The organism is Shimia sp. MIT910701 (assembly GCF_047126315.1).
Taxonomy (GTDB): domain Bacteria; phylum Pseudomonadota; class Alphaproteobacteria; order Rhodobacterales; family Rhodobacteraceae; genus Shimia.
In genome coordinates this window covers 1627007-1648378 of sequence record NZ_CP138953.1, presented here as the reverse complement: position 1 = coordinate 1648378, position 21372 = coordinate 1627007, and the positions used below count along the sequence as shown (strand labels likewise).

The following is a 21372-nucleotide window of genomic DNA, read 5'->3' as shown; positions in this document are numbered from 1 at the left end:
ATGAAGAAACTTGTCCTCACCGGCGCCGCTGGCCGCCTTGGCTCTTACCTGCGGGAGCCACTGACCAAACTGGCAGATGAACTGGTTTCCACCGACATCGCTGAGGACATTGGCACGCTCTATGCCGGCGAACGCTATGTGCAGGCCGATCTGGCTGACCTGGCGGCCATGATTGAGGTGCTGAAAGACGCCGACATGGTGGTGCATTTTGGCGCCATTGGCGATGAGGCCCCGTTTGAGGAAATCCTCGGCCCCAATATCATTGGCGCGCATAACGTCTGGGAAGCCGCCTACCGCAATGGTGTGAAACGGGTGGTCTACGCCAGCTCCGTTCACGCTGTGGGCATGCACAAAATCGCCGACAACATCGGCATCGACGCGCCGCACCGTCCGGACACATTCTACGGCCTCGCCAAGTGCTTTGCCGAAGATCTGGGCCGCATGTATTGGGACAAACGCGGTGTGGAAAGTGTGCACATGCGCATCTTTTCCTGCGCGCAGGTCGTGGCCCCGCGCTCGCTCTCCACATGGCTCAGCTATGATGATCTTATCCGCATGGTCACCGCCGCGATCACCGCACAAACCGTAGGCTTTTCCATTGTCTACGGCATCTCCAACAACGACCGCGCCCCGGTACACAACACCGGCGCAGGCCACATAGGCTACAAACCGCAAGACAACGCGGAACAGTTTGCCGAGGCCATCCTTGCCGACGCACCGCCAGCCGATCCCACCGATCTTGCGCAGATGACCATCGGCGGACCTTTTGCCACCATTCCTTTGGGGGAAAGCGGCCTCGCAAAAATGACCATCGTGGATGACAGCAAAAAGGCTTAGGCGCTTTTCCCGTCGACGCGGGGGGCAATCACCATCGGGTAAATCGCGATCAGGAACAACACCATCGCCGCCACCCACAGCCCCCCGGATAACATCAACGTAAAGTCATAGACCGCCATCAAAACGCTCTGGCCGACCCAACGTATCAGCGCGGCACAGGCCATCACGCCATAGGCCCAGGCCACTGGACCCGGCGCGATCAGTGTCCGCCCTGTGTGGCCCAAAGCCGCGCGGCTCATCACCGCCAGCGTCATGCCGCCAACACAGCCAATACCCAACACATGGATCGCGGCCACTTCCTGCCCGATGCCAAATCCGGCCAGCCCCCAGAGGATCAGGCCCAGCGCTAGAAACGCCATGCCAATGTGCAGCGACCACAAGATGGGCTGACCGGCGGTCCAAAGGCTTTTCCACCCGCTGAGCCGCGCAAGATGCACGGCCCCGGCGATCAAGGCGACCGTTGCCAAAAGCACATCCACGCCGCTCATCGCCGCCCAAGGCAGCACCAGCGAAGTTGCTATCGCGGCCTTGTTGAGCAACTCGGGCGTATGCGGCCAGTCCACTTCTGGCACCGCGACCCGCTTCATCGCATTGCGCGTAAACGCTGGCGTCACCCGACCGCCCAGCACGCCAATCAATCCAACCAAAGTCATCAACCCGCCCAGCAATCCCTGCCGGGCAGTGTCATCGGTCAAATCCGTCCACTCCAGATGCATCAAAAGGTTGCTCACCCACAGTGCCACCAACATCGTGAGCAGCACCATATTCTGCGGCTTGGGCCGCTTCAGCAGTTGGCTGAAGATTTTCCACGCCAAAACCGGAATGAACAACAAATCCGCCACCATCGCTGTCATCGGCGACACCACCCCCAGGGGCCACAGCGCTGTCCGACCAATCAACCAAAGCGCAAATACGCCCGCGATATAGCCTACACGCGCGCCTTTGGTGCCGGTCCAGTTTGGCACGGCTGTCAGGAAAAACCCGCCAATTGCCGCCGCCCCGTAGCCGAAAATCATCTAATGCGCGTGCCATTGGCTTGGCGCCATGGACAGCGCATCCATGCCCGCCCCGCCGGCCGCCAGTGGCAAGGTCCAGAGAATCCCCGAACCAGCGCCAAACACGCCTGCCGCAAGGAAGAAAATGCGAAAACCTTCTGAAAACAAACGCCAAATCGCAGCCATCAGTCACCTATTGCACAACCTGTTCACCGCCACCCTAGGCCGAAGCAGGCCGGTGCCACTTGACCAAACCCAAGCCGTTTCAACAAAGCGGGAAAAAGTCGCAGCACAAAAATCAAAAGCCGAAACGCATCCGCGCTCCGGCCCTCCTTTGTGTCTCAAGAAGCTGCAGTTACGCCGCGACCTGATCCGCCGGCGCTTCCACTTCTAAGTCGGAGCCCGCACCGGCCTGCGCATTTAGCTCTGCCAATTCAAACTCGCTCACCAGATGCGCCATCGAGATGGTATCACGCTGCATCGAACCTACGGCGGCGGCGGTTTGTTCCACCATGGCGGCATTCTGTTGGGTCACATTATCCAACTGCGACAGGCTGCTGGAAATCTGGCTCAACCCTTCCGACTGTTCTTTAGAGGAGTTGGCCACTTGTGACGTCAGCCCGGCCACAGTCTCCACCTTCTGGACAATATCACCCAACACGCGCCCGGCCTGATCGACCATCTCCACGCCGTTTTCCACCAGATCAGAAGACGCCTTGAGCAAATCGCTGATCTCCGCCGCCGACTCCGCAGCCCGTTGCGCCAAACCACGCACTTCTGAAGCCACAACCGCAAAGCCACGCCCCGCGTCCCCGGCCCGCGCCGCCTCAACACCCGCATTCAGCGCCAACAGATTGGTCTGGAAAGCGATGTCATCAATCACCCCGGTGATCTGGGAAATCTGTGACGACGACTCGGCAATCTCCTGCATTTTCGCCACAGTATCCGCCATCACCTCCTGACCGGTTTTGGCCTTCTGATGGGTTTGGGACATCATCGCATCGGTCTCCTGCGTGGCGCTGGAGGACGACTGCACGCTTTTGGTAATCTCCTCCACCGATTGTGTTGTCTGCTCCAATGTCGCCGCCTGCGTTTCCGTGCGTCGGGCCAGATCATCGGCGCCCGAGTTGACTTCGGCTGCGGTCAGATCAAGGTCATCGGTCGCCATCTTGATGGAGCGCATCACTTCCCCCATGTCGCTTTGCAACTGATTGAACCCTTTGCGCATGTCATCATGTCGTGCCGGAAAATCGCTGCGGTCTGGGCCAGGAATCTCCTGGGACAGGTCCTTCTGCGCCATCCGCTGCATACCATCTTGCAGATACTTGAACGCCCGTGCCTGCTCCGCCTGTTGCGCGTGGAAATAGGCATCAATCACCAAGTTCATATCCAAGGTGAAGGCACGGTCCAGCGCAGAAAGCTGTTTGGACAGCTGCGACTTGCCCACCGGGCCAATCACTTTGCCAGCCCGCGCCACCAGCAGTGCTTGGATAAAGGATGTCGCCCGCGCATATCCGGCCAGATAGAGTTCAAATGGCAGTTCAATCCGGAAATGCACCTCGCCAATGGTCTTGGCTGCGGCGGCAAAATCCTCATCGAATTCGCCATTGAGAAGCTTGGTCCAGTGTTTCTTCTGCTGGCTGCGCGCATGCGCCAACATCTCTTCAGATTTAAAGAAGCTCGCCGCCTGTTCCTGCGCCGTCGCAAAGTCGTAAAAGTGGTCAAGAACCTCGTCCAACCATTTGGTCACCTTGACCCCGGCCCGGGCGAGTATCTCGCCGTCTTTGCCATCCAGTCCAAAGTGCGTCACGGTGGCAGCCAAAGTAGTCGTCATCGTTAATAGTACCTTCATTCCCTGGTATAGAATTCCGATACCAATCTAGGGAAATGATCGTTAACGGATCCCTTACGCTCCCCATAACGCCGCCTACACACTGGTAAACTGGTAAATTTTACTATTTTTTCTGAGGCACTTAGGCACGGATTTCACATATTGGATCCTGAATTTTGGCCTAAAGGCACAGAATTCAAAACCAGTCCAATCACGCGCTCCGCATGAAGAGTGCAACCCGCATACAGCTTAAAAAGACACAAAAAAGCCCCCCGCACACCCGTGCGAGAGGCCCAAATTCTGTGGGCAATTGCCCTTGTGGCTTAAGCCAGCGCTTCGATGCGCGCACCTTCAAACTGGTCCACCATGGCGCGGCCAGCGGCTTCATCCATCAGGCACAGCGCAGTGGACAGCGCGTCGGCGACAGCGGCCTTAGGTGCGGATACAGAGGCCAGCGCATGAACACTTGCTGCGCCGTTTGGCAGGAAGATGTGGCCTTCGGTGCCGGACAGAACAGTGGCCGACGGTGCGGAGGTTGCCAGCGCACGATCGGTCAGGGTCACGCGGGCCACGATGTCGCCTTCCGGAGTGGACACACCAGCTTTCCAGCCAGCGCCATCTGCTTTGGAGCCCAGCGCCGCAACTTCACCCATGTCCATCAGCACGTTGGTCAGGCCCGCGTCTTTCATCAGCGCCACAACGCGATCGGTCACGTAACCCTGCGCGATGCCGTTTAGGGTCAGCGCCATGCCGTCGGCGTCAAACTTCACCGCTGCAGTGTCAAACTGAACGTTTTGCCAACCCACGAGGCCCTGCGCGTTAGAAACGTCGCCTTTGCCACCTTTGGCCAGCCACAAAGGCTGCACGGATGGGTCAAATGCGCCGCCGCTGGCTTTGTTGATGCTGTCGCTCAGGCTCAGCACTTCGAGCAGCTCTGGTGCCGGAGCGGACAGAACACCGTCACGGTTCAGCGTGGTCAGCGCGCTGTCGCGGTACAAAGAGAAGATGCCTTCCAGACGGGACAGCTCGGCTTCGACTGCCGCAAAGATCGGTGCAGCTTCAGAAGCGCTCATGCCGGCAATCTTCATTTGCGCCGGTGCGCCCAGCGCGATGCCCGACCAGGTGGCGGTTTCAGTAGCGGCCAAAGCCATGCCAGCCGGCACAGCGGCGCTGGCTGCGGCGATGGTCAGAAAACGGCGACGGTTCAAACGGGTCATGACGGGGTCTCCAACGTCTGATCTAAATCTATAGGTCCAAGGACTGCTTCGGGGGGAATAGCATCGATTTGCATTATTTGCCCACCCCATTGAGCCGCAAAATTTGCAGCATCTTGCACTTCTTTGAACGGAACCACCTCCTGAGCGCCCATTCCACCGGCAACTTTGGCCCCAACAACAAAATGGGCGTCCTTTGCAAGCACCCAATTATTGATTCCCGGTTGCGCCCAATTTGGCGCGGCACCCATGTCGCTCACGTAAACACCGATGATTTTTGCGTCCCGTTCGGGGCTTTTGAGATAAGCCACCATATCGCGGGTTTGCGCAAAGAGCAGCGGTGCGGGATAGCCCTCCAGATGGATCTGACCTTTAGGACCACCATGCTCCGCCACATTCATCTGACAAAAAAAGCTTAACGCCTCTTCAGTCAAAGGCACCGGATCCGGCGGCGCTTCCGCCACCTCTTCTTTGCAGGCGGCCAGTACCAGCAGCGCTGCGGCAACAAGGGCAATCCTCATGGCTCTACCCTCCGGAAGGCCAGCCGAGCGAAGGCAAAGCCCAAGAGCGGCCAGATCGCCAGTGACAAAGGTGCCGCCCAGCTTGGCAAGGCTGAAGCCGCCCCAACCATGCCGCTGGCCAAGGCCACGCTTTCAGAGCTGGCAATGTTCCACAGGCGGAAAGCATCCGCCGGGTTGGCCACCATCAGCCACGGGAAGAGCGTTTCGGTGAACCAACCGCCGCTGTCCATCACCACTGCGCCCAAAAGGCCCAGATCGTAAAGCACCACAAAGATCAGCCACAGCCCAGCGGCCATGCCCGCTGCAGAAGTTGCGGACTTCGCCAGCGAAGACACCATATAGCCCAACGTCAAGAACACGCCGCCCAGCAAAACGGAGGTGCCAATCAGGCGGAGCAGCGCAAAGACGCTCTCCAGCCCCGCACCCCCCATATAGGCGGCAATCGCTCCGGCGCTGCCAAAACCCACGGTCATCGCAATGGTCAGTGCTGCGAGATGCGCGGCAAATTTGCCCAGCAGAATTTCTCCGCGCCCTGCCGGATAGCTCAGCAGCAACCCCAGGGAGCCCCGCTCTGCATCCCCCGCCACGGCGTCAAAGGACATCATCAGCGCCAGAAGAGGCGCCAAATAGACGGACAACGTTGTCATCGACGTCACGGAGACCGTCAGCATGTCCACACCCAAGGTGCCGGTGGGCGCGCTGCCTGCGAAGGTCAACGCCAGCGCAAACAGCACCATGATCAGAGTTGCCATAAAGAGCCAACGGTTGCGCGCCAGAATGCGCATTTCCGCCTGTGCAATAGCCAAGAACCGCATTAGTGCATCCCCTCTTTGGCGTAATGACGATAGAGATCCTCAAGCCGTGGCGGGGTGATGTCCACATCTGCAACCGCGCCCCCCATGGCCGCGATTTTCTGGAGCATGTCCATCTTGCCCGCCGCATCAATCTCTATCTCCACCGAGGCGCCATTCATGCGCCGTCCCCCCGTAACTTTCACAAGCGCGTCCGCATCCGAGGTCGCCCGCACCCGCATCTTGGTACGCAGCCCCGCTTTGGCAGACAGGCCCGCAAGCGTGTCATCCGCCACCAGATGCCCTTTGCGCATGATCGCAATCCGATCCGTGCGTGCTTCCACTTCAGTCAGTGCATGGCTCGCGATCAGCACCGCACAACCGCCCGCTGCCAGCTCATCAATGATGGCATAGAGGTCTTGGCGCGAAATCGGGTCCAAGCCACTCGTCGGTTCATCCAGCAAAGCCAGCTTAGGTTTGCCTAGCAGCACTTGTGCCAAACCAAGCCGCTGCCGCATGCCTTTGGAATAGGTGCCAATGCGCCGGTCCAGCGCATCCGCCAACCCCACACGCTCCAAAAGTCCGGGAATATCGGCCTTCTGCCCTGCAAGCCGCGCAAACAGTGTCAATTGCTCGCGGCCAGTGAGAGCCGGATGAAAACTCACCGCCTCCGGCAAAAACGCCGTATCCGCCCGCGCCGCACCGCTGCCCGGTTTGTGGCCCGCGATTTTCACGCTGCCGCCGCCCAGTTTGGTCAAGCCCAACACCGTCTTGATCAGTGTCGACTTGCCCGCGCCATTGTGGCCGAGCAGCGCCACACGCTCCCCGGCAGAGACCGTTAGGTCCACGCCATGCAACACGCGCGTCTTGCCCCGATCTTTTACGAGGCCTTGGATTTCTAGGATCTTATCCATCTTGGTTCCCATTCTCGGCCGCCCTAATTGCAGCTGGGGGCCGACTGGGTTTCATCAAAGGGTGGCTGTCCACCACACCGCCCGGCAACAACGCCGGAAAAGCCGATTGCGACCACCGCACCATCTGCACCGCCGGAGACCCCAGCAGCATCTTCGCCGCCGGTTGGCTCCAGAGCACATGATCCATTGAATCGTTTGGTCGATAGGGGCTGTCAGCAAACCCATCGCCGTTTACGTCAAAGGCCGCATTGTCACTCCAGTAGTTGCCACGGCCTTCCTCGGACCACTCATGCCACTTGGTAGAGACAAATTTCACCTGCGTGCGGTTGCCCACAAAGGCATTGCCAACAATCCGGTTGTCTTGCGACCCGGCGGTAAAGTGGATGCCAATACCACAGCCCTCAAACCAGTTGTCGGAGAAGTCGTTCTTGTTGGAATTATACAAGAAGGTGCATTTCTCTTTCGCCCCCTTCACATAATTCCCGGTGATCTCGCTGCGGTTGGCGTAGTTCAGCATCACGCCATGTTCACGGTCATTGATCGACACGTTGTCTTTGACCTTCACATGGGTGGTGAACATCACCGCATAGCCCAGATCATTGCCGATGCTCACATTGCCAGTCACCTCAGACCGATCCGCATACATGTAATGCACCGCAAAACGCAGCTCGCGGAACAGGTTGTCGCGGAAAATGTTGCGCTTGGACGAGTTCACAAAGATCCCGTCGCGCCCCCATTTCACGTCGTTTTTCTCAACCACAGCCCCGGGCGCGTTCCACACGTAAATCCCGTTGCCGCGCCGGTTCATCAGCCGGTCCTGCCGTCCCTCAATCCGGTTGCCCGCCACAAGCGCGTCTTTGGCGCCATGAATGTCGATGCCGTAAAGGTTGCCCAGCAGCACATTGTCCAAAATCTGCGGCGCATAGGCGGTTTTCTTCAGCTGTATCCCGCTGTCGATGTCTTCGTGCCGGTCCCCGGAGCCAACCACCGTCAGCCCGCGCACCACCACGTCATCGCCTGTCACCGTGATCACAGACCCGTTGCCCTGCCCATCAATTGTGGCATGGCCCTGCCCGTCCAGCGTCACGGATTTCTCCAGCACCACCGTCTCATTGTAGGTTCCAGCAGCGAGGCGAAGCACGTCACCGTCCTCCGCCTGCGCCAATATCTCGGAAATGGCCCCCTCCCGCAGCGGCACGTCCCAGTCAGCCGCCAAAGAAGCGGAGGCCAACAGAGCAAACACAGCAGAAAGGGACCAGTTCATCATGACTTACGCCCCTTTTGGTTCAACAAACATCCGGCCGCGCATCTCCATGTGCAGCGCGTGGCAGAACCACTGGCAGTAGAACCAGTGCACACCGGCCCGAGCGGCGGTAAAGGTCACAGACGCGGTTGCCTGAGGCCCCACTTCCATCGCCACACCAAAGTTCGCCAGGCAGAAGCCGTGGGTCAGATCGTCAATGTCATCCAGGTTTGTGACAATCACGGTGACCTCATCGCCTTCAGTGACCGTGAAGTCCTCGATGGCAAAGTTTGGCGCCTGGCTCGACATGTAAACCCGCACTTTGTCACCGTCGCGAATGACGTAATCCTGCCAGTCGTCCAGGTCCACACCGTCGATTTCCGCTTGTTTGCGGACATCTTCCCAAATCGGGTCGTTGCGGTCATAGGCGTTTTTCGGGTTCACGATGTCACGGCGTACGATGATGCTGTCATGCGGTTCGGCAAAAGTTGGTCCATCGTGCACCACCTTCATCTCGCTGCCCGTGATGTCGATCAATTGCTCGTTCTCAGGCTTCAAAGGTCCGGTGTTCAGGAACCGGTCTTTGGAGAACTTGTTCATCGACACCAGCCATTTGCCGTCGGCCTCTTTGGTTTCACCCATGGAGGTCGAGTTGTGGCCCGGCTGATAGTGCACATCCACTTTCTCAAGGATCGGATCCACATCTTCACCGGCATACTGTTTCACAGCCGCTTCGAGGTTCCATTTCACAACTTGGCTGTCGAGGAACAAAGTGGTGAAGCAGTTGCCCTGACCGTCATAAGCGGTGTGAAGTGGGCCAAGACCCAATTGTGGTTCCGCCACAATAGCGGAGCGTGGCTCTGCGTCGTTGTAGAACACATCGTCCAGCTTGGTCACATCCATCACCGACACAGTTGGGCTCAGCTTACCTGCGATACACACGTGCTTGCCATCTGGCGCGGTGTTGATGCCGTGGGGCGAGTTCGGGATCGGAATGTAACGGGTATAGTTTTTGTTGGAGCCCTTGCGGCCATCCACAACTTTCACGCCGTTCAATTCCTGATAATCGCCGGTCTCGATCGCTTTCTCGATTTCCTTGAGGTTGAACACCACCACGTGGTCGAGTTCGTTCTCGGTCATCTCCGCCAGGTTCATACCCATTTCGGAGTTGTAGGAGGTCGAGAAGGCGTATTTGCCCTGATAGTCGCAGTCGGTGTTGTCCAAGTTCCCAGAAACCATCACCTGCCAGGCGATTTCCATCGTGTCACCGTCGATGGCGGTGTAGATGTTCACGTACTTGTCTGGCTCGTTCAGGATGGACCCGTCGTTCACCAGCGGCGCTTCGTGCTCACCGTTGGCAAACACATAGCCCGTGCGTGGGTATTTCTGCGGACGCAGACCGTGGATGTCGTGTGCGTTCGGGATCTCGATGATCTTGTCACACTTCATCACGTCACAACGCACACGCGCCACACGGGTGTTGGCTTTGTCGTTCATGAACAGATAGCGGCCATCATAGGTGCCATCGGTGAAGGACATGTGTGGGTGGTGCAGGTCACCGTTGTCGTAGGTTACCTTGCCGTTGGCGGCGAGGAACTCTTTGGTTTTGTCGGTCAGGCCTTCGGTCAGAACCTTCAGCGATTCATTGGTCTGGCCCCAGCCGGTGGCGGAGCAGCGGTTGAACACTGGCACACGCATCAGCTCGCGCATGGATGGCACGCCGAGGATACGCAGTTCGCCGGTCTGACCGGAGGACCAGAAGCCGTAGTATTCGTCCAGTTCACCTGGTGCCATGGAGGCTTTGCCCGCGGCCGCGGCAGGGCTTGAGCCACCCACCAGTGAGCCAACACCGGTACCGGCCAGAACCGCGCCAGTGGCAGTGGCGCCAAGAACGCCGCGACGGGAGACCTTCATTTCATTGATTTCATCAGACATTGTTCCCTCCTTAGGGTTTATGCAGTCTTTGCATTTGGATGGTTGGCTGGCGCCGATTTCTTCGGAATCTGGACATCAGCCGCGCCCACTTTGGCTCGCCGTTTCAGCTGGCGTATGACGACAGGGCATTTGGTTTCGCTCTGATAGAGCACCTGACAATGCAGGCAGTTCACGCATTCATTCGGGTTGATTTCCCCGGTTGGGTGAATGGCCTGTACCGGGCACTCGTTGGCACAGGTCTGGCACGGGCTACCGCACTCTTTGTAGCGACGCAGCCAGTCAAACATGCGCATACGCGCAGGGATCGCGAGCGCCCCACCCAGCGGGCACAGATAGCGGCAGTAGAAGCGTTCAATGAACAGCCCCGCCACCAACAGCGATCCAGCAAACACAACAAACGGCCAGTCACGTACAAATTTCAGAATTATCGCGGTTTTGAACGGCTCGACTTCGGCCAGTTGCTCCGCAGTTTCCAAAGACGCCAGCGACACGCCAAACAGTCCAAGGAAAATAATGTATTTGATCGGCCACAGGCGCTCATGCAGCCCCCACGGCAGGGTCCATTGCGGCACTTTAAAACACCGCGCGACCTGGTTGGTCAGCTCTTGCAGCGCGCCAAACGGGCACAGCCAGCCACAATAAGCTCCCCGGCCCCAGAACAGCAGCGCCGCAGCAATGGCAAACCATTGAATGAACACCAGTGGATCCATCAGGAAAGCATCCCATGTGAAACCCGAGCGCATGGAGTTTACCAGCGCCATGATGTTCACCACCGACAGCTGCGCGTTGGCGTACCAGCCCACAAAGAACAGGGTGAAGGTCAGATAGCCGATACGGAACCAGTAGAACCGGCGCGCTTTCCATGTCGCCTGAAACTGGAAGAAGAACACAGCCGTCAGCACCAGAAGCATCACGTCCAAGATGGCAATCTCGGTGGTTTTGTCTTTCCAGATACGCTGCCACAGCGCCGCCTTTGCGGCCGCTTCATCCGCCGCGCTGTCCACCACCGGAGCCACAGGCAACGGCAGCAGGTATTGATCTGGCAAACGATAGCCAAGGTCCCAAGTCAGGAACACGCGATCCAGAGCGCCAACCGAACGCTGCACCAAGAGCTGAAGCCGGAACGGTTGTGCCGGGTCGAACTCCGCTTCCGCTGGGATTTTAAACAGCTCCAGCTCGACAAAACTTGGGCTGTCATCGGTGGCCAACGCCCGCAGGCGGCGGTGTTGCTTGTCAAAGAAGCGCACCGAGTTGTCGCCTTGAATCAGCTGGATACGGTCAAAGATCCCACCCCGCACGTAGCCGGAGCCTTTGAAGCTGTACTTACCGCGCCCCAGCACCAGAATGGCGTGCTCGCCTTCGTCCAGCCATTCGACAAGGTTCTCGTATTCATGATCGCCCAGCAGGCTGCGCCCAATCGACGGCACCGATACCAGCGCCATATGCATGTCGATAAAGGTGTCACCGGGTTCGCCCTTTTCTGGGCGTTTGGCGGCGCGCTCATCATCCATCTCGGCAAAGGCCTGGTTCACCTGCCCCACATCCAGCGCCATACGCCGAACAGAGCCGTCACCCGCCAAAGTGGTCCAGTCTTGAACCGCCTCATTGGCCATATCCAGCTCACGCTTTGGTCCTGTCTCCAGAACCGACAGACCACCCAGCCCCAAGGCCCGCGCCACTTTGATGCCACCGCGCACAAGGCTGTCGTCAATCACCATAATGGTCACCGTCGCGCCGGATATGATGTCGAGATCATGCCCCTCGCCGCCGGTTGCCGCCTCAACCTTGAGGTCCAGCCCGGCATAGCCTTCGGTCAACGCGACCATCTTGCTGTTGGGAATACCGATCAGCACAATCGGCTCGCTGTGCGCCACCAGCTTGACGCCAGTCAGCACCGCATCATCGTCAATCGCCGCAACCACATGGATCGGTTTGCCCGAATATCCGGTAGTGCCCACAAAATCAGAGGTCAAAAACGCCCAGGCCACGGTCTCGCCGCTCTTGAGCACAGGTGCGACTTTCACGTCATCGCGCACCGGGCCAAACGCGTCGGCCCCGACTGCCAATTCGGCAGGGTCAAGTTCTGTCAGGAAAGACGCCAGGCTGTCGGCTTTGGCTTCATCTGCCATCATGAGCCCAAAGGCACAGATCAGTGCAGACACCCAGGTCAAAAATGCGCGCTTCATGATCACAGCGCACCTCCTTCTGTCGGGTTTGCTGTCATCACATGGCCCGCGCGGGCCAGTGTTGTCTTATTCTGAGGTGCACACGGCGGCCCTCGAGTCATCGGGCGCTGCCAAGCCTTGCTGACACACACAATCTCCCCTGCCATGTCGTTTCTCACCGAGACCGCAAAAACACCCGCGCCATCCATCAAAGTCACACCGGGATCAATGCCCGCCACACCCGCGCAGGTCACGCAGGTCAGACACTTTGGACAGCTGCCGGGCGCCGGAGATGTTGGCGCGCGTGTCTCGACGCTGCCATCATCGCGCAGCCGGACCAGAACAGGTCCTGCATCCGCACAGATTTCAATCCAGTCGCTTCCAAGATCACCGCCCACGTTCGCATGCGCCATTGGCGGCGCCAACATCTGCGCCACCAACGCCACAACGGCCAACAGGCCGGTCAAGGACCGGCGCAGGCACGCACATAAAGGCGAATCAAAGGACATCGGGCGCTCTCAAGAATTATTTGCTTGCGCTCTTGGTAGCTTCCCGCACCCGTCGACCACTTGACTGTTATCAAGCGGTCCCTTTCCTTTCCGACAAAAAACACTTCCGCGGAAACACTTAGCCGCCTCACCCGCCAACACTCACCAAAACTTAACCCTAACCCACTGCATTCAAACAAAATCCGCCTCCAATCCGAGGCAAATTTCACATTCATGACACTCCCGTAAAAAGTGCATTTTAGGACCTCGTTAAGACGCCGCACCTACCACCATAAGAACTAGGGAGTGAGCGGAATGACAACCTTTACGGGATATTTGGTGAGTCTCGACGTCGGCGCGGACGGGCTTGGCAGCAGTGATCAAATCGACAGCGGCCTAGGGGGCAACGCTGTTTTTACACACCATGACATGCCCTTTGGCACCGGCTCGGTGACTTTCCCGGAGCTGGGCGCAACATCTGGCAGTTTTTTTGTTCAGAGCGGCCAGGCCTATTTTGTCCCAGACGATGCAAACTTCGATCCGGGCGGCAGTCTCGGCTACATAGACAGCTTCACCGAAGGCCTCGACGGCAGCAGTGGCAACGACACCATCACCGGCACCGACGACGCCGATGTGATCTACGACACCGACGGCGACATCTACAACGCGACCGGCGACGACAGCATCACAGCGGGCGACGGCGACGACACCATTGTCTTTGGCGATGGCAACGACACCGTCTCCGGTGGAGAGGGCGACGACCAGATTGGCCTCTGGACCACCGGCTCTGGCGACAATGCGCTCGACGGCGGCGCGGGCAATGATGTTATCATCGGCGGCGGCAATGACCAGATCAGCGGCGGGACCGGTGACGACACCATGTATGGTGCGGGCGGCGACGACACGTTCATCGGCGGCGAGGGCTCCGATCAGGTCTGGGTGACCGACAGTCAGCACAACGCGGTCATCGACGGCGGAGATGACGCAAGCGGCTGGGATCTGGTGGGCTTCTCCAACTCCACCTCCACGGACGGTGTGAACGTCGCCTTCACCGGCGACACATCCGGCACCTATGATTTCAAAGGCACCGATGGCTCCGGCAGCTTTGACGGCATTGAACACATCGCCGGCACCAGCTTTGGCGACACCATCGACGCCACCAACGTGACCACCTTCCAAACACTGGAAGGCTTTGGCGGCGATGACTCCATCATTGGCGGCAGCGGCGACAGCTACATCTACGGGGGCGATGGCAACGACACCATCGATGGCGGCGACGGCAGCGACAACATCCATGGCGGCAGTGGTAATGATGAGCTGTCCGGCGGTAGCGGCAACGACAACTTCTATATCGACACATCCGACGATGTCACAAATGTAGACGGCGAAGGCTGGTGGGACGAAGTCTATTTTGACGCCGAAAACACCAATGCAGGTGTGAATGTCACCTACTCTGGCGACAATGCAGGTTCTTACTCTTTGGGCGACGCCTCAGGCACCTTTGCCAACGTGGAAATGCTCAACACCACCTCCAACGACGACCACATTGACGCCAGCGCCAGCTCAGATGGCGAGCTGGCCTCTTTGGTCGGCGGCAATGACACCTTCATTGGCAGCAGCGGCGATGACGAGGTCTGGGCCGGCACGGGCGATGACAGCATCGACGGTGGCGACGGCAACGACGAAATCGACGGTGAATGGGGCAACGACGTGCTGGATGGCGGCGCCGGAGACGACACCATTTATGGCGGCGACGGGGATGACACCATCACCGGTGGCACTGGCGAAGATGAATTGCACGGCGGCGACGGTAACGATGTGTTCAATGTCTACGCCACAGCCGACGCAGACAGCGACGATTACGATTACGATGATGATGATGATGGTGATGACATCATCCAGCCTGCGGTCATTGACTTAGGAGGCTTTGGTGCGGCTAAACCGGCCATTGCAGAAATTGGCCAGATCGACGTTTACGATCCGCCGCCAGAAGATGATGCGGATGACGATGATGACGACGAGGTCGAAGCCGCCGTCTTGCCAGGCGCAGGCGACGACAAAGACGACGATGATGATGATGATGATGATGATGATGATGATGATGATGATGATGATAGCGACGACGACAACGAAGTCGAGATAGACGGCGACAGCGGCTGGGACGTTATCAACTTTGATGCGGGCAATTACGATACCGGCGTCACCATCGAGTATGAAGACGACGGCGAAGGCGAATTTGAAATTGGCGGTGTCGAAGGTGAGTTCACCAGCATCGAGGAAATTCACACCACCGACAACGCCGACCACACTGACGCGTCAGAAGCCAGCCAAGGGGCAACATTTGTTACCGGAGACGGTGACGACACAGTACTCGGGACGCAAGGTGATGACACAATTGATGCTGGCGACGGAGAAGATTCTGTCGACGCAGGCGCAGGCAATGACAGCGTCACCGGCGGCGATGGCGACGACACGCTCGAAGGCGGCGCCGGGGATGACACCCTGTCCGGCGGGGCCGGCAACGACAACCTCATGGGCGAAACCGGAAGCGACTTGCTCTTGGGCGGCGCGGATGCCGACAATCTCATAGGCAAGGCTGGACAAGACACACTGGTCGGGGGCGACGGCAACGACTACCTCGCTGGCGGCGATGACAGCGACACCTTTGTGCTCGAGGATGACGGGGGGTACGACAAAATTGCCGACTTCCAAATCGGCGGCGAAGAGTTCGACCAACTTGACGTGTCCGAGCTGCACAACGCAGATGGCCAGCCGGTCACCGTGAACGACGTGGTGGTCAGCGATGACGGCTACGGCAACGCGGTGCTCAGCTTCCCCAATGGCGAAGGTGTGCGCCTTATGGGGATCGATCACGAGATCCTCGACAAACCCATGCTCAACGCCATGGGCATTCCCTGCTTCACCACAGGTGCGATGATCACCACACCCAATGGCACGGTGCCGATCGAGCATCTGCGCGTGGGCGACAAGGTGCAGACGCTGGATCATGGCCCGCAGCCCATTGTCTGGATCGGCAAGCGGCATCTGACACAAGCGGACTTGCAAGCCTTCCCGAAACTGCGCCCGGTGTTCATCCGCGAAGGGGCGCTTGGCAACCCCCGCGACATGCTGGTCTCCCCACAGCACGGCATGATGACCACGCAAGACGGCGACACACCGCAGTTGGCGCGCGCCATTCATCTCGCCCGCAACGGCGGCCCCGGTTTTCGCATTGCGCAGGGCGTGCGTGAGGTGACTTACTATCACCTGATGTTTGAGGGCCACGAGGTCATCATTGCCGACGGCGCCCCGTCCGAAAGCTTCTACCCTGGCCCCATGGCGATGGGCGCCCTTGGCACCGCAGAGCAGCGCGAGATCGCACATCTCTTCCCGGCGCTTCTGACCGGCACAGGCGCGGCCACCTATGGCCCCACCGCCCGAAGGTTCCTCAAACGCCGCGACCTGTCGCGCGACACCGCCGCGCTGTTTGAGCCCAAACGCGCCTTTGCCTGACACCCACAAGGCCCGCAGCACTCCCTGCTGCGGGCCTTGTTAAGACATAGGTTAACAAAAACACGCACCTCCGCGAAACAGTCGCAATACCGACAGAATACCGACGTGCAAAATTGCCAAAGGTTACCCGTTAACCTCCAAGCCGCAGCCCGTCTTTGTCAAAGAAATGTGCGCGCTCTTCAGGGAAGGCCAAACCCACGGTATCACCTTCGGAGAAGGCCTCCTGATCCCCGTCCACACGCACCACAACCTTGTCGTCCTGACCAACATCGACAATCAGGAAGGTATCCGCGCCAAGGTACTCAATAACCTCGATTTTTCCGTCACACTGCCCCGCGCCAACCGCGCACGTCCGGATATGTTCCGGCCGCACCCCAACCTTGCTGGCAACGCCATTGAGCCCAAAGGCCCCATTGCCCCCAACGCTTAATTGATACTGCGCATCACCCGCGTTGGCATCACAATCCAAGATGTTCATCTTCGGACTGCCAATGAACTGCGCCACAAATAAATTCGCTGGTTTTTCATAGAGTTGCCGAGGCGTCCCCACCTGCGCAATGGTGCCAAATTCCAGCACCACAATCCGATCCGCCAGCGTCATCGCCTCGACCTGATCATGCGTCACATAGATCATCGTGCGTTTCAGATCCTGATGCAGTTTGGCGATCTCATAGCGGGTTTCTACCCGCAGCGCGGCGTCCAGATTAGACAGCGGTTCATCAAACAAAAACGCCGTCGGATCGCGCACAATCGAGCGTCCAATCGCCACCCGCTGCCGCTGCCCACCCGACAGATCTTTTGGCCGCCGATCCAGATACTCGGTGAGCTTCAAAACCTCCGCCGCCTGCGCCACCTGCCGGTCAATCTCGTCTTTCTTAAACCCCGCTACTTTCAGGGAAAAACCCATATTCTCCGCCACTGTCAAATGCGGATACAGTGCGTAGGATTGGAACACCATCGTCAACCCACGTTTGCTTGGCGGATGGTCGGTGACGTCGTTGCCATCGATCTCAATCGCACCGCGAGAAATGTCTTCCAAACCACCAATCATGCGCAGCAAAGTCGACTTGCCACAGCCGGACGGCCCAACAAAGACAACAAACTCGCCGTCCTGTATATCAAGGTCCACACCCTTGATGACCTGCGCATTGCCAAACCACTTCTCAACCGCCTTGAGTGATATCGCCCCCATCAGTTTCCTCCCGCCCAAGCCAGCCACACAGCTGCGGTCCAAGTGAAGGTCCCCCCGCCCGCCGCGCTGCCGGTAAATGGATCAAAATATTCAGCAAATCCGTGTTCGGCGATCAAATCGCCGGTCTTCTTTGCCAGTGTATTGGCCTCATCAACGTGGCCCATATCCGCCAGTCCCATGCCGATCAGCATGTTCACAATTGCCCATGTCGGACCACGCCAATAGCGCCGTGCGTCAAAGGATTCAGCCCCAGTATCATTGCTCGGCACAGGGTATGTCACCCGCTCCATCACCGCCCGCAACCGCGCCAACATGTCCTTATTTTCAACGCCCGCAAACCAACACAGGTAGGAGGCATTGGACACACATCCAGCCCATTCCCCACTCAACACATCCCGGCTGTCATAGCTGCCCAGCGCTGGATTCCATAGAGTCGCCGCCCCTGCTTCCAGCCGCTTGATGTCCGCCTCAAGTATTGCGGTATCCGCACCCAAAGCTTGCCCCACCGTGCGCAGGTCTCGGGCGGCACGCAACGTCGTGAAAGTCATGGTAGGATCAGCAACACGGAAAGGGCTCTCGGCCAGCATCGCGGCCTGATCCCACTTCAACCGACGGCCAATCTGCACCAATTTGACATAGCGGTCATAGTCAAACTTGGTCGGACGGTCGGCGCTGTCCACATGTTGTGTGTCACGGCGAGTGTATTCGCCCACATCAGAGGCGTCCATGCGCTGCATGGTGTTGTCCCAATCGGGCGCATTGTCCCGGCCCGTTTCCCACGGGTGCGTGGTACAGACTGCGCCTCGATGCAAACGCCAGCGCATGATCCAGCTGTGCCATTTCAGCATTTTGGGATAGAGCGCAGCAATCCGCGCGCGGCCAGCTTCTTCATCCTGCGCCCAAATCAGGCGCGCCATCGTGGCGGCAATTGGCGGCTGAATGATCCCGGACGAGGGTATTGGACCCAAACATCCCCAAACGTCTGGTCCAGGGAAATAGCCGGGATCACTTTTGTGGAACAAGATATGCGGCACCATGCCATCATCCCATTGACCTTGGAACAAGGTCTCGATCTCAACCCACGCGCGGTCCACATCAAACTGCGCAAACCCAAGTGCTGCCACGGCGCTGTCCCAGTTCCACTGGTAAGGGTACAGCCCCTCCGTCGGGACGGTGTAGCCGCCTCGATCATTGGTGATCAGAACCTGTTTGGCCTCTGCGCTAATAACTTGAGAAGATGTCATTTTCTTATCCTTTGACGGAGCCTGCTGTCAGGCCTTTGGTCATGAAACGTTCAAGTCCAAGGAACAGCACCATGATCGGTACCGTCGCGATCACCGCGCCTGCCATCAGGTGTTGCCTTGGAATTTCAGAAGAGTTGAGCATCGCCACCCCACGGGTGAGCGTGAATTTTGACGGGTCATCGAGCAGCATGAAAGCGAGCAAGAATTCGTTCCAGGCGATCATGAAGACGTAGAGCGACACCGAGGCCAATGCCGGGAGGCTGAGCGGCAAGGTGATTTTCCAGATCACCGCCAGCCGCGAGAGCCCATCCATAAGCCCGGCTTCTTCGACTTCAGTCGGAAGCCCACGGAAGTAGCCCTGCAACATGTAAAGCGCCACCGGAATGGTCGTGACCGGATAAATCAACACGATGCCAAGGATCGAGTTGCGCAGACCTGTCATCGAAAACGCAATGTAGATCGGTAGCGCCAGAACGATCATTGGCACCATATAAATCAGCAGGATAGAACGCGAAAACGCCTTCTGTCCTTTGAACCGGAACCGAGCGACGGCATAGGCCCCGGGGACGCTGAATGCCAACGTAATGAAGACCGTCAGCACGGATACGAAGAACGACGTCCACATATAGGTGCCAAAATTGAAGTCACGGAACAGTTCCACATAGCTGCGGAACAGTCCAAAGCCCTTGCTGATCTCAATCGAAAAATCGAGCGGGTTTTGCAGCAAAGCCTGTTGCGACTTCAGGCTGGTCATCACCATGACATAGAACGGGATCACCACAATCGCAGTGAAGAAGATGTAGCCAAATCCCGTCAGGAACCGGATGATGGCCTCTTCATATTCGTGCCGGGTGAGCGCGCCAAAAGGCAGCTCTTTCAGGATCTTGGTCAGACCGAAGTGCACGCCCGATGCAAGCAATAGCAGAGCCACCGCTTCTGCCGAGCCAGACACGCCTTCGCCAATCCGCATCACACCAACCGGCGAGAGGCAAATCACTGCGACCAAAGCGGCCACGCCAATTTGCGGGCCAAGCTTTGGCATGCGGACGTAGGCAACACCTGCGGCCGCCCCCCACACCAGACACCAAAGAATTTGTGGCCTAAAGGCAGAACCAGTCGCAAAGCTCATGGCCACGGCAATCGTCGTTGCCATCACCATCATCCACAGCGCGCCCAGAATTGGACCAATGACAAAACCATTGCGCATCACAGGCCCTCCTCGCGGCTGATGAATTTGAAGAAGAAGACAGAGAAGCAAAGCAAGCAGACAAGGATGACCACAGCCACCGCCGCACCAGCACCGATGTTAGAAATGGCAAAGGCCTGTTCGTAGACGTTGACAGTCAGGGTCCGCGTACCTGCATTGCCGCCTGTCAGAAGGAAGATGTCGTCAAACTTGTTAAACGTCCAAATGAAGCGGAGCAGGAAGAGCACGGACAGGATGCCTAGGAGCTGCGGCAGGCTCAGCAGCCAGAACTTCTGAAACGGCGAGGCCCCGTCCATGTCAGCAGCTTCGTACATCGAACTGTCAATCGACTGCATGCGCGCCAGAATGAATAGGAACGAGAGCGGGAAGTAGCGCCAGATTTCAAAGACCGTGACCATGATTAGGGCGAGTGGTCTTTCGCCAAAGAAATTGATGGCCTCGTTGGTCACGCCCATTTGCAAAAGCAATGCGTTGGCAGAGCCGGAAAACGGATCGAAAAGCGTGACCCATGTGAAGGCAACGGCAATGACCGGAGCCACATAGGGAAAGAGGTACAACCCGCGTATGAAGCCTTGGCCGCGAAAGGATTTGTTGAGCAACAGCGCCGCAAACAGCCCCATCAGCAGCGCACCAATTGTGCCGAATACTGTGTAGAACAGCGTCACCCAAAGGACGGTCCAGAACTCCCCGCCGTCAAACAGCTGCGCGTAGTTCTTCAGGCTCAAGCCACCGCTGGTGAGGACAGACTTGCCGCCGCCGGTGACGTCTGGCTCGCTGTCTTCCACTGCGGCCTCCACAGCGTCAGGATCATCCGAAATATCCACAGGCAAACGCAAACGCTCTCGTGCGCCGCCTTCCATGTCGCCAAAATCGCAAAATAACTCGCGGCCCGTCAAAGTACACGGCGCCGGAACAGCCTCGCGCAAGGTGACCGTGTCGGGAATGCGATCTGCGAGGGTGACCCCACTAATGGCCTCTTCCTGAGACGAGTTGCGAATGCGGTATTCGATGCGCAGGTCATCCCCGGATCCACGCAAGCTTTCGCGCACAATTGGGGCTGGCGGGCGCATGTCCGACAGGGTGAACGGTTTGAAACTGATCCAGATGACCGCAAGCAAAGGCAGAACCACGACCAGCGCGACACTGATCACGGTCGGCGCAAGGAGCCCCCAAGCCAAACGCGCTTCGCGTTTGGCCAGAGCCCCCGTGCCGGTCGGCGGGTGAGCCGTAGACATGAGAAACCTCTAAGACGTGGAGTGCAGTGCGACCCGCCCGCACGATG

At 58.3% G+C, this 21372-nt stretch carries 15 protein-coding genes and 1 pseudogene; 2 read left to right on the top strand and 14 right to left on the bottom strand.

The window, feature by feature from the left end:
* A complete protein-coding gene (locus tag SIB38_RS07810; RefSeq protein ID WP_412551752.1) occupies positions 1-837 on the top strand; it encodes an NAD-dependent epimerase/dehydratase family protein in 837 nt (278 codons plus the stop codon).
* Here SIB38_RS07810 and SIB38_RS07805 read toward each other — a convergent pair.
* The 10 genes and pseudogenes from SIB38_RS07805 to SIB38_RS07760 all read right to left on the bottom strand — a co-directional run bounded on the left by SIB38_RS07805 (position 834) and on the right by SIB38_RS07760 (position 12955).
* Positions 834-2018: pseudogene (locus SIB38_RS07805) on the bottom strand (NnrS family protein). The gene SIB38_RS07810 and the pseudogene SIB38_RS07805 sit on opposite strands and share 4 nt — an antisense overlap.
* Before the next feature lie 169 nt (positions 2019-2187).
* Entirely contained in the window at positions 2188-3666 is a 1479-nt protein-coding gene (locus SIB38_RS07800) for a methyl-accepting chemotaxis protein (RefSeq protein ID WP_412551751.1), read from the bottom strand.
* Between the two features lie 320 nt (positions 3667-3986).
* Positions 3987-4880, bottom strand: a complete 894-nt coding sequence (locus SIB38_RS07795) for an FAD:protein FMN transferase (protein ID WP_412551750.1) — start codon at positions 4878-4880, stop codon at positions 3987-3989.
* Entirely contained in the window at positions 4877-5317 is a 441-nt protein-coding gene (locus SIB38_RS07790) for a nitrous oxide reductase accessory protein NosL (RefSeq protein WP_412551749.1), read from the bottom strand. Before SIB38_RS07790 ends, SIB38_RS07795 begins: the two co-directional genes overlap by 4 nt.
* Positions 5318-5394: 77 nt before the next feature.
* Positions 5395-6213 carry an ABC transporter permease gene (locus SIB38_RS07785; RefSeq protein WP_412551748.1) on the bottom strand — a complete coding sequence of 273 codons (819 nt, stop codon included), beginning with the start codon at positions 6211-6213 and terminating at the stop codon, positions 5395-5397.
* Positions 6213-7103 (bottom strand): ABC transporter ATP-binding protein, encoded by an 891-nt coding sequence (locus SIB38_RS07780; RefSeq protein ID WP_294117183.1) that lies wholly within the window; start codon positions 7101-7103, stop codon positions 6213-6215. The genes SIB38_RS07785 and SIB38_RS07780 overlap by 1 nt, the downstream gene beginning before the upstream one ends.
* Complete coding sequence (locus SIB38_RS07775; protein WP_412551747.1) at positions 7096-8370, bottom strand: nitrous oxide reductase family maturation protein NosD; 1275 nt, start codon at positions 8368-8370, stop codon at positions 7096-7098. Before SIB38_RS07775 ends, SIB38_RS07780 begins: the two co-directional genes overlap by 8 nt.
* Before the next feature lie 3 nt (positions 8371-8373).
* Entirely contained in the window at positions 8374-10281 is a 1908-nt protein-coding gene (gene nosZ, locus SIB38_RS07770; protein ID WP_412551746.1) for a TAT-dependent nitrous-oxide reductase, read from the bottom strand.
* Positions 10282-10298: 17 nt separating this feature from the next.
* The gene (locus SIB38_RS07765) at positions 10299-12413 is read right to left on the bottom strand and encodes a 4Fe-4S binding protein (RefSeq protein ID WP_412552030.1); all 2115 of its coding nucleotides are present in this window, start codon (positions 12411-12413) and stop codon (positions 10299-10301) included.
* A 56-nt stretch (positions 12414-12469) separates the two neighbouring features.
* A complete protein-coding gene (locus SIB38_RS07760; protein ID WP_412551745.1) occupies positions 12470-12955 on the bottom strand; it encodes a hypothetical protein in 486 nt (161 codons plus the stop codon).
* 294 nt (positions 12956-13249) lie between these two features.
* Between SIB38_RS07760 and SIB38_RS07755 the strand changes: the two genes are divergently transcribed.
* The gene (locus SIB38_RS07755) at positions 13250-16447 is read left to right on the top strand and encodes a Hint domain-containing protein (protein ID WP_412551744.1); all 3198 of its coding nucleotides are present in this window, start codon (positions 13250-13252) and stop codon (positions 16445-16447) included.
* A gap of 130 nt (positions 16448-16577) precedes the next feature.
* Here SIB38_RS07755 and SIB38_RS07750 read toward each other — a convergent pair whose 3' ends face one another.
* The 4 genes from SIB38_RS07750 to SIB38_RS07735 are packed head-to-tail and all read right to left on the bottom strand — an operon-like array spanning position 16578 to position 21325.
* Complete coding sequence (locus SIB38_RS07750) at positions 16578-17639, bottom strand: ABC transporter ATP-binding protein (protein WP_412551743.1); 1062 nt, start codon at positions 17637-17639, stop codon at positions 16578-16580.
* Positions 17639-18883, bottom strand: coding sequence for an MGH1-like glycoside hydrolase domain-containing protein (locus tag SIB38_RS07745; protein ID WP_294119035.1), 1245 nt, complete (start codon positions 18881-18883; stop codon positions 17639-17641). The genes SIB38_RS07750 and SIB38_RS07745 overlap by 1 nt, the downstream gene beginning before the upstream one ends.
* Before the next feature lie 4 nt (positions 18884-18887).
* Positions 18888-20090, bottom strand: coding sequence for a carbohydrate ABC transporter permease (locus tag SIB38_RS07740; protein WP_294119036.1), 1203 nt, complete (start codon positions 20088-20090; stop codon positions 18888-18890).
* Entirely contained in the window at positions 20090-21325 is a 1236-nt protein-coding gene (locus SIB38_RS07735; RefSeq protein ID WP_412551742.1) for a carbohydrate ABC transporter permease, read from the bottom strand. Before SIB38_RS07735 ends, SIB38_RS07740 begins: the two co-directional genes overlap by 1 nt.
* Positions 21326-21372: the final 47 nt, after the last annotated feature.